This is a genomic window from Delftia sp. NA_296.1 (assembly GCF_052692095.1).
The window spans coordinates 193542-206596 of sequence record NZ_JBQZGF010000002.1 but is presented as its reverse complement, the minus strand read 5'-3'; the positions used below and the strand labels follow the sequence as shown (position 1 = coordinate 206596).

The following is a 13055-nucleotide window of genomic DNA, read 5'->3' as shown; positions in this document are numbered from 1 at the left end:
TTAATAAAAATATAAGAACTATCTGATATCGCCTTGTCTGTTCGTTGCCGCTCGGCAACACCTCGCTGGCATCAGAACTTCAGCGTGGCCACGAGCCGGGCCGAGCGTGCTGGGCCCGGCATGTAGCGTGCGCCGTTGTTGTTGAGGCTGGCCACATATTTCTTGTCGGCCAGGTTGTAGACGTTCAGTTGAAGGCGCAGGTGCTTGCTGACCTCATAGGCCATGAAGGCGTCGTAGACCCAGTAGTCGCGTGTGCTGGGCATGTTGGTGGTGTCCGGCACGGCGGAATTGCTGACCAGGCGCGCCATCCTGGCCATGTAGCGTGCGCCACCACCCAGCGTCAGTCCGTTGCCGAAGCGGTACGTGGTCCAGCTGGTGAAACTGAGCTTGGGTGACCAGTTCAGGTGTGCGCCGGTCTGTGAAGACGTGCCCTGCTCAATCTTGGTGTTCATGCGTGCCAGGCCGGCCGTGACGTTCCAGGCCGGCGTAATCTGGCCGACGGCGCCCAGCTCGATCCCCTTGACCTGCTTCTTGCCATACTGGGTCACGGCACCCGTGACGTTGTCGATGGTGCCCAGGTCGTTGCGCACCGTGGTTTGGAACAGGGCGGCCGTCAGCAGCAGGCGGCGATCCAGGATGTCCCACTTGGTGCCCACTTCCAGGTTGGCGGCCTTGGAGGGGTCCATGCTGGAGTGGTTGATGTTGCCCTCCGTAGCACTGAGCGAGAAGTTGCTGCCGCCCGGCGGCTGCTGCGACGTCGAGATGCCGGCGTAGATGCTGCCGTAGTCCACCGGCTTGAATACCAGCCCCAGTTTTGTGCTTAGCAGGCTGCCGCTGCTGCTTAGTTGGCTGGTGGTCTGCGCACCCGTGGCGGCATTGGGTGCGGTGGTGTTGTCGTTGGCGCTGCGGTAGCGGTCCCAGCGCAGGCCGCCATTGAGCTGCCACTGCGGACTGAACTCGATGCTGTCGAAGGCATACAGCGCGACGGTTCTGGTGTTGCCTTCGCTGATCTGGCCTGTGTAGCGGATGTCCTGGCCCGTGATTGGATCGTTGACGTTGGGGTCATAGAGGTTGGCGGGCGCCATGGTGCCGGCGCCCGTGCGTCCCCTGGAGGTCTGCTTCTCGTAGATCAGTTCCAGGCCCGCGCTCAGCGCGTGCTGCAGTCCGCCGGTCTTGAAACTCGATGAAAGATTGCTCTGGTTGGTGAGCAGTTGGTTGGATTGCCAGCGCAACTGGCGCGAGCGCGAGGCAGTCCAGGTGGCGGGGTCCGGGCGACCCACGGCGCTTGCGCCGCTTCCGTCGCTGACGATGCCCGAGGTGCCCGTGAGCAACTGGTCGATCTTGCTGCGTCCCACGCGCGTGATGTTGCGCACCGTGGTGCCGGGTGACAGGTCGTGCTCGAAGCGCACGGTGGCCTGGTTCAGCTCGGTCTTGCTGAAGTCGTCCAGGCTGCCGTAGAAGTTGGACGGGTCCACGGGCCGTATGTCTTTGATGCCCAGTATGGACAATGCGCCGTTGTAGAAGCCTGGAAGTCCCACGGTGGGCACGCCGCCATCGGGACGGTTGTCGTATTGCAGCAGTTGCATGTCGGCGATGAGGCGCGTGGGCGTGCTCAGCCCCAGGGCCAGCGATGGCGCCATGCCCATGCCCTGGTCGCGCACGAAGTCGCGGCCTGCGACACCACTGCTCTGGACCATGGCGTTCAGACGCAGGGCGGCGGTGTCGCCGAGCTGCCGGTTCAGGTCTGCGGTGGCGCGGTTGGTGTCGGCGGTGCCGGTGCCAAGGCGTATCTGCGACAGATCGCCCAGCATCGGCAGCTTGGTGCGCATGTTGATGCTGCCGGAAGGCGCGCCGCGCCCGTACTCGGAACCCGAGGCGCCCTTGACGATCTCGATGTCCTCGATGTTGAAGGTGTCGCGCACCGAACTGCCCAGGTTGCGCACGCCGTCGATGAAGATGCTGCCCGTGGTGTCGAAGCCGCGCATGAAGATGTTGTCCTTGCTGTTGGAGTTGCCGCCTTCTCCCAGCAACAGGGTCACGCCGGGCGTGTTGCGCAAGGCTTCCTGCAAGGTGGTCGCTTCCTGTTCCTCCATGACTTCCCGGCGTATCACCGACAGGGTCTGGGGCGTGTCCACCAGCGGGCGGGTGAACTTGGGGGATGCTGCCTTTTGCGCCTTGTAGCCGCCGTCATGGCGGTCGCGGACCTGGACTTCACCGAGTGTCTGGTCCAGCGGAGCTGGCGCGGCGGGCTGCGCCTGGATCTGCATCGGCAGGCTCAGTGCCATCAGCGTGGCGGCGATGCCCACGGCATGCGGCCGTGTCGCAGCCGCGCAGTGCTTGCGGCCGGTGATGTGATTGGTGTGGTGAGCCATGCCCGCCTCCCTCGCTGTGCATGATTGGATGCTGGCTGGCGGGGCGGCTGGACGCGGAGCGCGTCATGTGGCAGGCCTGAGGCTCGCTCTGATCAGCGCAGGCACTTGGCCTGCAGTGCGATTCCCGTGGACGTCAGGAGCGCCTTTTTGCTGATCAGCGAATGCTAGTCATTGCCATTTGTGAAATCTATCAGAGCATTCTTAATTTCTTTTACGTCTATCGCAGATCTGTTTCGTTCAGGCGTTGTGAACCCATTCGCCCTCGCGCTGCGCCGCGCCCGATTGCACCAGCGCATCCACCAGCGTGCGGCTCCAGTGCTCGGCGGTTTCGTGGCTGAAATAGCCTGCATGCAGCATGCCGAAGTAGGGCGTGGCGGCCAGCCAGGCCAGCAGATCGGTGGTGCGTATGCGCTGCCAGTCCAGCAGCCGGTACTTGAGCAGCACCTTGGCCGCGTAGAGCGCGTGGCGCTCGGGGGCGCGCACAAAGCCGTCCAGGCGGCGGCGCGCCGTGTCCAGCGCGGCGGCCACGCCCGTGAAAACGCCGCCGTGGCCGGGGACGATGGTGAGCGGTGCCAGGCCTTCGATCACGTCGAGCGTGGCGGCCACCTCGTCGAAGGCGCTCAGGCCCTCGATCTCGGGGAAGACCACGCCGAAGCCGTTTTCCCAGAGCGCGTCGGCCGAGATCAGGGTGCGGCTGGCGGGCTCGAACAGGATGATGGAGTGCGGATCGTGCCCGGGCGCGGCATGGATCTGCCAGTCGCGCCCCGACAGCCGCACGCTGGTGCCGGGCTGCAGCACGCCGGTCAGCGCAAATTGCGGGCATTCCTGGCCGGTGGGCGTGTAGCTCAGTGCAGCGGGGTTCCAGTCGCGCACGAAGGCGGCCTGGCCCGGTGCGGCGTAGGTCCGGGCCTGCGGCCAGCGCGCCTGCAAGGCAGCATTGCCGCCGCAGTGATCGCTGTGCAGATGGGTGTTGAGGATGCGTGCCAGCGGTTGGCCGGCCAGCGTCTGCTCGACCAGCAGCACGGTCTGCCCGGCATGGCTGACGTAGCCGGTATCGACCACGGCAGCGCCGTCGTCCTGCGGGTCGTCCACAGGGACATCGGTATCGGCGGCGAAGACGATGTTGTTGGCCGACAGCCAGCCGCGCTCCAGCACGGTCATGCCGGGGGGCAGCGCGGCGCTGTCGCTGGTTGGGGCGGAAGTTGTCATGAGGAGGCGGGGCGGCTTTTGCCCAAGGCTAACAGCCGCAGGCAGCCACGGCTGACGCGTGGGCTACAGCTGCGGCCGTGCGGGTTTCAGGCGGGATCGCGCAGGGCGCGCCTGAGGATCTTGCCTACGTTGGTCTTGGGCAGTTCGTCGCGGAACTCCACCGTGCGCGGGCGCTTGTAGCCGGTGAGCTGGTCATGGCAAAAGCGCATCACCTGTTCCTCGGTCAGTGCCGGGTCGCTGCGCACCACGTAGACCTTGATGGCCTCGCCCTGGCGCTCGTCGGCCACGCCCACGGCTGCGCATTCGAGCACGCCGGGGCACATGGAGATCACGTTCTCCAGCTCGTTCGGATAGACGTTGAAGCCGCTGACCACCATCATGTCCTTCTTGCGGTCGATGATGCGGGTGAAGCCCTCCTGGTCCATCACGCCGATGTCGCCGGTGCGCATGTAGCCGTCGGCCGTGAAGGCCTTGGCGGTTTCGTCCGGCTGGTTGTAGTAGCCGCGCATGACGTTGGGCCCCTTGATGCACAGCTCGCCGGCCTCTCCCATGGGCAGGTCGCGGCCTTCGTCGTCCTTGATGGCGATGGAGATGCCCGGCAGCGGCAGGCCGATGGTGCCGCTGAAGGAGGTGGTGATGACGGGGTTGTTGGTGCCGATGGCGCAGGTCTCGCTCATGCCCCAGCCTTCGATCATCACGCTGCCCGTGACCTGCTGCCACTGGCGCGCCGTGCCCTCGCTGGCGGCCATGCCCCCGGCCTGCGACACGCGCAGTTGCGAGAAGTCCAGCTCGCGGAACTGGGCGTTGTTGAGCAGGGCGTTGAACAGGGTGTTGACGGCCGGCAGGATGTGGAAGGGCCGTTTTTGCAGCACCTTGACGAACTTGGGGATGTCGCGCGGATTGGGGATCAGGCTCAGGCTGGCGCCCATGCGCATGGCAAACAGGCTCACCGTGAGCGCGAAGATGTGGTACAGCGGCAGCGCCGCGATGATGTGCGTGTCCTGGGCCTTCACGCGGCCATGCAGCGCGGGCGTGAACCAGGCATGGGCCTGCAGCGTGGCGGCCACGATGCAGCGGTGGGTGAGCACGGCGCCCTTGGACAGGCCCGTGGTGCCGCCCGTGTACTGCAGAAAGGCCACCGAATCCAGCCCCGCCTGGCTGGGCCGCAGCTCTTTCTGGGCGCCGCGCGCCAGCGCCTGGGAAAAGGTCGTGACCTCGCGCACCGTGCCGCCCGCGCCGTCCAGCGGCAGGCTGTAGGCCGGCACCATCTTGGCCAGGTGGCGCACGGCGAAGGTGATCCAGCTGCCGTACATGCCGCCCAGCAGATCGCCCATGGCCGTGACGCAGACATGGCGTATGGCGCTGCGCTCGATCACGTCGGCCAGGGTGTGGGCGAAGTTCTCCAGGATGATGATGGCCGTGGCGCCCGAGTCCTTGAGCTGGTGCTCCAGCTCGCGCGGGGTGTACAGCGGATTGACGTTGACGCAGGTGTAGCCGGCGCGCAGCACGGCCGCCATGCTCACGGCGAACTGCGGCACATTGGGCAGCATGATGGCCACGCGTGCATCGGGCTCCAGGCCCAGCCCCTGCAGCCAGGCGCCCAGGCGGGTGGACAGCTGGTCCAGCTCGCGGTAGCTCATCCAGCGGTCCATGCAGACCGAAAAGGGCAGGTCCGCATGCTGGGTGAAGGCCTCCTCCAGCAGGTGTGTGAGCGAGCGGTATTGCTCGGGATGCACCTCGTGAGGCACATCGGCGGGATAGTTCTTGAGCCAGGGCGCAGCGTCCATGCAGGGTACCTTGGGTTGCTGGGAAGACAGGGGGACAGCGAAGTTGCAGGCGCCGGTCGGCCGGCCACCGCTGCGGCCGATTCTGGTCAGGCGGGTGCTTTGCGGTCTACACGGGGTTGTCCTAGGGCCTGTGCTACGTTGGCTTCTTTTTTCATTGGGGACGGGCTGCCGTGAACGCACGCATTCTGCAAATGGTGGCGCTGGGCACGCTGGCGGGCGCCGCGGCCTGGCTGGCATGGTGGTGGCCGCGTTCACCCGGGCTGGCGCTGGCGGGGGCGCTGCTGGGCCTGTGCTGGCCGGGCCTGCACCTGGGCCTGCAGATGCTGCTGATGCGCCGCGTGGTGCGCAAGGCGGGGGCACCTGTGCCGTCGTGGCGCACGGTGGCGGCGGCCTGGCTGGCCGAGTGGCGTTTGGCCGTGCAGGTGTTTGGCTGGCGGCTGCCGTTTCGTGCCCGTGCCCAGGCCGATGGCTGGCCTGACGGCGGCACCACCGGCCAAGTGGGTGCGATGGGCCAGGTGGGCGTGGTGCTGGTCCACGGGTTCTTCTGCAACCGCGCGGTCTGGGCGCCCTGGCTGCGGCGGCTCAAGAAAGGCGGCATTGCCTGCGCTGCCATGACGCTGGAGCCGGCGCATGGCGCATCCATCGATGCCATGGTGGCCGACCTTGACGCCTGCGCGCGCCGCATGGCCCAGGCCACGGGGCGCGCTCCGCTGATCGTGGCGCACAGCATGGGTGGACTGGTGGTGCGGGCCTGGCTGGGGCAACTGTCGGCGCAGGAGCGCCCGCAACTGGCGGCCCACGTGGTGACGCTGGCCACGCCGCACCGTGGCACCTGGATGGCGCGCTTCGCCCATGGCCTGCCGGCGCTGCAGATGCGCCCGGACAGCGCCTGGTTGCAGCGCCTGGGGCCGCCGCCCTCGGACGTGCCCTTCAGCTGCTGGTGGAGCTGCTGCGACAACATCGTCTTTCCATTCCCCGTGGCCACGCTGCCGGGGCAGGATGCGCACCGCCTGGACGATGTGGCCCACGTGCAGCTGGTGTTCGACGAGCGCGTCTGGCGCTTTTGCCTGGCGCTGCGCGAGCGGCTTCAGGCTGCAGATTCCTGCAGGGCCGCTTCCTACAGAGCGACCTCGCCCGGCAGCAGCGCATCTGCCGCGACGGTGGGCTGATCGCGCAGCTGGCGGTACAGCGGCTCGAAATCGGCGGCCGTGAGGTCGAACAGCTGCTGCAGGTCGTCGATCACGAAGTAGGTGTGCTGGTAGCTGTCGATCTTGTAGAGCGTGCGCATGGCGCGCTCCAGCGACAGCGGCAGGCGCTGCGGCTCGGGGCTGCGCACCGAGTAGTTGAGTTCGCCCGATGAACTGAGAATGCCCGCGCCATAGGCACGCAGGCCGCCCTGCTCGCGGATCAGGCCGAACTCGATGGTGTACCAGTACAGGCGCGACAGCATCTCGCAGGCGCCCAGCTCGGCCGCCTTGAGCCCGCCCTGGCCGTAGGCCTGGATGTAGTCGGCGATGACGGGGTTGAACAGCAGCGGCACATGGCCGAAGAGGTCGTGGAAGACATCGGGCTCGACGATGTACTCGAACTCCTCGGGCTTGCGGATCCAGTCCGTGACCGGAAATTTGCGGTTGGCCAGCAGCGAGAAGAAGGGCACCTCGGGAATCAGCCCGGGCACGCCGACGATTTCCCAGCCCGTGGCGCGGCGCAGGCGCTCGTTGACTTCCTCGAAGCGCGGAATGCGGTCCTTGGCGCCCAGCGAGGGCAGGGCGTCGATGAAGTGCTGGCTTGCCAGGCCCGGCAGCAGGGCGGACTGGCGCTCGTACAGGCGCCGGTAGGTGTCGTGGTCGGCCTCGGTGTAGGCGTCGTAGTCCTGCGCGCAGGTGTAGTCGTTGCTGGCGCGGCTGTAGTCGCCGCGCGGGGGGCGGTCGGCCTGGCCGTAGACCACGGGTGCCACACCGGGGGCGTGGGCGGGGACGTGGGACGAGGTGGGGGTCGCTGCGGTGCTCATCATGGTGCTCTCCAAGGATCTTGTCATTGCCGCCCCGGGCCGGGGGCAGGCAAGGCACCTGCGCGGCTCAGAGCTGGCGGATTCGGGCGGCCTGTACCAGCAGGCCGTATTTGCTGTGCTCGGAACGCACAAAGCGCGCGAACTCCTGCAGTTGCAGCTCTTCGGGCAGCACGCCCATGGCGGACAGGGTGTCCTGCACCGGGCGGCTGCGCATGGCCTGCGAGAACGCGGCGGCATGGCGCTGCGCCTGTTCCGCGGGCCAGCTGGCCGGCGCAAACAGGCCGAACCAGTTGGCCATGTTGAAGCCCTGCACCGTGTCGTTGAGGCTGGGCACCTCGGGCAGCAGGGGCGCGCGCTCCAGCGTGGTCACGGCCAGGGCCTGCAGCCGCCCTGCGCGGATGTGCGGCAGCGAAGACGCCAGGCTGTCGAACAGCAGGTCGGCCGAGCCGTCGAGCAGGGCCGACAGTGCCGGCTGCGTGCCGCCGAAGGGCAGGTGCAGCAGCGGCAGCCGCGTGAGCATCTGGTACATCTCGCCCGACAGGTGGCCGCTGCTGCCCGGCCCGCCCGAGGCATAGCGCAGCGGCTGGCGGTGCTTGGCAAGAAAGCGCTGCAGGTCCAGCGGCGTGCGTATGCGCCACTGGCGTGCCAGATCGCTGCGCATGACCAGCACATTGGGCATGCGCGCCACCAGCACCAGCGGCTGGAAGTCGCGCAGCGGGTCGTAGCCCAGCTGGGGTTGCAGCCAGGGCAGCACGGCATGGGTGGCGGCCGCGCCCATCAGCAGCAAGCGGTCCTGGGCGGTGGCCTGGGCGACCATGTTGGAGCCCTTGGCGCCGCCGTCGCCCGGCACATAGAGGATTTGGATGGCTCCCAGCTTCGCGGTGCTGGCCTCGACCAGCGGCCGTGCCGTGCGGTCCAGCGGGCCGCCGGCCGCATAGGGAACGATCAGGGTCAGGGAGTCGGACTTCGCATCGCGCGGCTGGGCGGCGGAGGGCTGCTGGGCCTGCGCCGCCGCAGGCAGCCAGGGCAGGGCGGCCAGTGCTGCCAGCAGGCTGCGCCGCGCCAACCGGGCCGACGGCTGCGGGCCGGCTGGCGCAGGCGCACGGGCATGGCGTGACATGGCGCGGTTGGCGTCGTGGCGGGGCGTCATGGCGTGAAGCGAAATGAAGGCGATCCCCGCAGTATAGGCAGCGTGGGCAGGCCGGAAGGCGTGGACGATGCATGTCCCGTTGGCGCTTGACTGTTTGCGCGCAGGCCTGGGCGGCAGCCTGGTTCAGCGGGGCATTCATGGGGATCTCCGGCCAGTTCAGTGCAGGACAGTCGGACGGGCGCCATGGCCGGCGCCTGCGTCTTCTCGATCGGTGCTGTCACTGTAGGCGGGAGGGGCTTCAGCTTTTTGCCGTTTGCCCGTGGAGGGAAAATGCGAAATGCATGAAAATTGCGGAATTCTTTCGTTTATCGCAATTTAACTGGTTAATTCGGGTTAACCCTGAAGAAATCCGTACTTATTTACGAGTCCACCGCCATGAGCGCCACGCACAACATCGACAAACTGGATCGGGCCATTTTGCGCCGCCTGCAGGCCAACGGCCGGGAAACCTATGACGTCATCGGGGAGCAGGTCGGCCTGTCTCCCAGCGCCGTGCTGCGCCGGGTCAAGCGCCTGGAAGACGGCGGTGTGATCGATCGCTACGTGGCCCTGGTCCAGCCCGAGACGGTGGGCCTGGGGCTGACCGCCTATCTCAACGTGCGCCTGGAAAAGTACACCGAGACCAGCAAGCGCAACCCCATGGACGTGTTCCGCGCCAGCGTGCAGACTTGGCCCGAGGTGGTGGAATGCGTGTCACTGACCGGCGAAATGGACTACCTGATGCGCGTGGTCGTGGCCGATATGCAGCACTACACGCGCTTCGTCATGGACACCTTGCTCAAGCACCCCAGCGTGCAGGACTGCAAGACCAGCTTCGTGATGGACCGGGTGAAGGTGACCACGGCGGTGCCTCTGTAGCCACGAAGGCTCGGACAGGGGCCTGGCCGTCAAGAAGTGCAGGGAGGGAAAATTGGTTTGCATGCCAAAACCTTACGGTTTTGTTGCATTGCAATATCTCCGTTGCTCGACATCGGGTTTTTACCTATATTTGAGCCATGAATGCATCCAAAGACTGGTTGAAGGCGTCCTGGCAGGCCGGCCGGGACATGTTGCGTGCGAGCGCAGGCCAGCCGCACCGTCCCGATGGGCGCTCCGCGTCCATGGTGCCCATTCGCTCGCTGGGCCCGTCCCACCGCGAGCGCGTGGTGGCGCATTTGCTCAAGCTCGATGAAGGCGACCGCTACCTGCGCTTCGGCTATGCCGCCAGCGACGAGCAGGTCCGCCGCTATGCCATGCAGCTCGACTTCGAGCGCGATGACATCTTCGGCATCTACAACCGCCGGCTCGAGCTGATCGCCATGGCGCACCTGGCCTTTGCCTCGCATCCCGAGCACAAGAGCTGCGCCGAATTCGGCGTCTCCGTGCTCAAGCAGGCACGTGGCCGTGGCTATGGCGGGCGCCTGTTCAACCGCGCCGTGATCCATGCACGCACCAAGGGCGTGTCCATGATGTTCATCCACGCGCTGTCGGAGAACACGGCCATGCTCAGGATTGCGCGCAAGGCCGGCGCCACCATCAAGCGCGATGGCTCCGAATCCGAGGCCTACCTGCAACTGCCGCCCGCCGGCATCGACACGCACATGGCGTCTCTGATGACCGAGCACATCGGCGAGGTGGACTACCAGTTCAAGAAGCAGGCCAAGCAGTTCTGGGATTTCCTGGCCGACGTGCAGGAAATCCGCCGTGGCGTGCAGGATGGCCGCCACCAGGCCGGCGAATAAGCGCAAAACGCCGCAAGGGAATTGGCGCAGCGCATGCAGGGGTGACGGAGCAATCCGCTATCCTTGCAGCTTGTTTCACTACCGCACGTCCTGCACTCCAAGACAGTGTCCGACCCCCATCCTGCGCGCTCTTCCGAGAAGGAAAGCAAGCGAAGCTTCCTGCAAAAGGTGGCCGAGTTCATTCACCCGGCCCCCGACTCTCCCGACGAGCTGATCGAGACCCTGGCCGACGCCGAGGACAATCAGGTCATCGGCCCCGAGTCGCGCGTCATGCTCGAACGCGTGATCCGCATGGCCGACATGACGGCCGGCGACGTCATGGTCGCAGCCCCTCGCATGGACCTGGTCAACATCGACGCGCCGTTCGATGAATTGCTGCACCAGGTCATCACCACGGCCCATTCGCGCTTCCCGGTCTACCAGGGCGAGCGCGAGAACATCATCGGCATCCTGCTGGCCAAGGACCTGCTCAAGCTGCAGCGTTCGCCGGACCTGAACATCCGCGCCCTGCTGCGCCCCGCCGCCTTCGTGCCGGAGAGCAAGGGCCTGAACGATCTGCTGCGCGAATTCCGGGGCAACCGCAACCACCTCGCAGTGGTCATCGACGAGTTCGGCCGCGTGGCGGGCCTTGTGACCATCGAGGACGTGCTGGAGGAAATCGTCGGCGAGATCGAGGACGAGTTCGACATCCCCGAGGACGAGGGCGACATCTTCGCCCTGGCCGACAACAGCTACCGCGTGGCGGGCGACACCACCATCGAGCATGTCAACGAGACCTTCGAGGTCGCCCTGCATGCCCGCGATCCCGACGATGAGTTCGACACCATCGGCGGCCTGATCGCCCACGAAATGGGCCATGTGCCCAAGCGCGGCGAGCAGATCCATCTGGCGGGCCTGGAATTCACCGTGCTGCACACCAAGGGCGGCGCCGTGCGCTGGTTCAAGGTGGTGCGCGATCCCGCCGCCGACAGCCTGCTGCGCAGCTGAGGCTGCGCCTGAACCTGCTCTTGGCTGGACCTCTCTCACCCGAGACCTACCTCTTTTTGCGCACAACCGGCCGATGCCCCTGTCCAGTTCTTCCGCTTTCTCGCAAGACGGCCGGCGCATGGGCCGGTTCGCCCATGGGGTGCTGCTGCTTGTCGCGGGTGCGGCACAGGCCCTGTCGCTGGCCTGGCCCTGGGCGCGCGGGCAAGGTGACGGGCCGCTGAGCCTCATCGGCGGCTATGGCCGCCCGCTGTGGTGGCTGCAAATTCTGTCGCTGGCCGTGCTGGCGCGCGCCCTGCAGACGGCGCAGCGTCCGGCCCAGGCGGCAGGGCGTGCCATGCTCTTTGCCACGGCCTGGCTGGTGGCCACCTTCTGGTGGCTGTTCATCTCCATGCATGTCTATGGCGGCCTGCCTGCGCCGCTGGCCGTTGCCGCCGTGCTGGCGCTTGCGGCGTTTCTGGGCAGCTACTACGCGGTGGCCGCCTGGGGTTGGCAAAGGCTGCGCCCTGCTGGTGCGGCGGGTGGCGCGCTGCTGTTTTCCGCCGTCTGGCTGCTGGCCGAGCTGGCGCGTGGCTGGCTGTGGACCGGCTTTCCCTGGGGCGCGGGCGGTTATGCCCATGTGGAAGGCCCCTTGTCCGTGCTGCCGCGCTGGATTGGCGTCTATGGCACGGGCGCCGTGGCGGCCTGGCTGGCATATGGGCTGTCGTATGGGCTGGCTGCCTTGCTGGACAGACAGGGTCTCCGGCCCGTCCGCCTGGTGGCCACTGCAGCGGCACTGGTCCTGGCCTGGGGCGGGCTGTGGTGGCTTCGCGATGCCGCCATCAATGCACCGTCGGCCGAACGGCCGGCGCTGAGCGTGGCCTTGCTGCAGGGCAATATCCCGCAGGATGAGAAGTTCGAGGCCGGCAGCGGCATTCCGCTGGCGCTGGGCTGGTACGGGCGCGAGCTGCGCGCGGCCACCGCGCAACTGGTGGTGGCGCCTGAGACGGCCGTTCCCCTGCTGCCCCAGCAACTGCCCGAGGAATACCTGGACTTGCTGCGCGAACCGTATCTGAAGAAGGACGGCCGGCAGGCTGCGCTGCTGGGCATTCCCCTGGGGTCGGAAGAGGCCGGCTACACGAACTCGGTCGTGGGCTGGCAGCCCGGCCAGATCCAGGACTACCAATACGACAAGCACCATCTGGTGCCCTTCGGGGAGTTCATCCCGCCGCTGTTCCGCTGGTTCACGCAAATGATGAACATACCGCTGGGCGACTTCAACCGCGGCGCGCTGGGCCAGCCCTCCATGGCCTGGGCCGGCGAGCGTCTGTCGCCCAACATCTGCTACGAGGATTTGTTTGGCGAGGAGCTGGGGGCGCATTTTGGCAACGCGGCGACGGCGCCGACGGTGCTGGTGAATTTCAGCAACATCGGATGGTTTGGCGACAGCGTGGCCATCGACCAGCATCTGGCCATCAGCCGCATGCGCGCGCTGGAATTCGAGCGCCCCATGCTGCGCGCCACCAACACCGGCGCCACGGTTGCCATCGACCACCGGGGTGTGGTCACGCAGGCGCTGGTGCCTTACGAGCGCGCCGTGCTGCAGGCCAGCGTGCAGGGGCGCGAGGCCTTGACGCCATTCGCGCGCTGGGTGCACGCGGCAGGTCTGGTGCCGCTGTGCCTGGCTGCCTTGGCGGTGCTGGCGGTGGCGTGGATCAGGCGCCGCAAGCGGCCGGTCCAGGGGCTGTAGCCAAGGCCCGCGACCTGGGTCGGCGTGGCTTTTGTGGCAGAGTTTTGATGCGGCCTCGGGGTTTTGTTGCAGTCTGGCAACGTTCAACCCCG

The 13055-nt window shown here is 66.9% G+C and carries 10 protein-coding genes; 5 read left to right on the top strand and 5 right to left on the bottom strand.

From position 1 onward, the window contains the following. Positions 1-71: 71 nt before the first annotated feature. The 3 genes from ACUTR7_RS05420 to ACUTR7_RS05410 form a co-directional block, all read right to left on the bottom strand. On the bottom strand, positions 72-2372 hold the full coding sequence (locus ACUTR7_RS05420; protein WP_445608315.1) for a catecholate siderophore receptor Fiu: 2301 nt from the start codon (positions 2370-2372) through the stop codon (positions 72-74). Positions 2373-2609: 237 nt separating this feature from the next. Continuing rightward, positions 2610-3581 carry an MBL fold metallo-hydrolase gene (locus ACUTR7_RS05415; RefSeq protein ID WP_013804265.1) on the bottom strand — a complete coding sequence of 324 codons (972 nt, stop codon included), beginning with the start codon at positions 3579-3581 and terminating at the stop codon, positions 2610-2612. Positions 3582-3667: 86 nt separating this feature from the next. Next, entirely contained in the window at positions 3668-5368 is a 1701-nt protein-coding gene (locus tag ACUTR7_RS05410) for an AMP-binding protein (protein ID WP_099751857.1), read from the bottom strand. 170 nt (positions 5369-5538) lie between these two features. Between ACUTR7_RS05410 and ACUTR7_RS05405 the strand changes: the two genes are divergently transcribed. Beyond that, entirely contained in the window at positions 5539-6537 is a 999-nt protein-coding gene (locus ACUTR7_RS05405; RefSeq protein WP_445608314.1) for an esterase/lipase family protein, read from the top strand. On the opposite strand, the gene phhA is transcribed toward ACUTR7_RS05405, so the two are convergent. Further along, a complete protein-coding gene (phhA, locus tag ACUTR7_RS05400; RefSeq protein ID WP_445608313.1) occupies positions 6486-7382 on the bottom strand; it encodes a phenylalanine 4-monooxygenase in 897 nt (298 codons plus the stop codon). The two genes, ACUTR7_RS05405 and phhA, sit on opposite strands and share 52 nt — an antisense overlap. A 64-nt stretch (positions 7383-7446) precedes the next feature. Beyond that, positions 7447-8529: a Bug family tripartite tricarboxylate transporter substrate binding protein gene (locus ACUTR7_RS05395; RefSeq protein WP_123694167.1), complete on the bottom strand. Its 1083-nt coding sequence runs from the start codon at positions 8527-8529 to the stop codon at positions 7447-7449. Between the two features lie 375 nt (positions 8530-8904). Between ACUTR7_RS05395 and ACUTR7_RS05390 the strand changes: the two genes are divergently transcribed. The 4 genes from ACUTR7_RS05390 to lnt all read left to right on the top strand — a co-directional run bounded on the left by ACUTR7_RS05390 (position 8905) and on the right by lnt (position 12963). Then, positions 8905-9387 carry an Lrp/AsnC family transcriptional regulator gene (locus ACUTR7_RS05390; RefSeq protein WP_012203199.1) on the top strand — a complete coding sequence of 161 codons (483 nt, stop codon included), beginning with the start codon at positions 8905-8907 and terminating at the stop codon, positions 9385-9387. 137 nt (positions 9388-9524) lie between these two features. Next, a complete protein-coding gene (locus ACUTR7_RS05385; RefSeq protein ID WP_013804260.1) occupies positions 9525-10250 on the top strand; it encodes a GNAT family N-acetyltransferase in 726 nt (241 codons plus the stop codon). A gap of 105 nt (positions 10251-10355) precedes the next feature. Continuing rightward, positions 10356-11237 (top strand): HlyC/CorC family transporter, encoded by an 882-nt coding sequence (locus ACUTR7_RS05380; RefSeq protein WP_013804259.1) that lies wholly within the window; start codon positions 10356-10358, stop codon positions 11235-11237. Positions 11238-11310: 73 nt separating this feature from the next. After that, positions 11311-12963: an apolipoprotein N-acyltransferase gene (gene lnt, locus ACUTR7_RS05375; protein ID WP_445608312.1), complete on the top strand. Its 1653-nt coding sequence runs from the start codon at positions 11311-11313 to the stop codon at positions 12961-12963. Positions 12964-13055 lie beyond the last annotated feature (92 nt).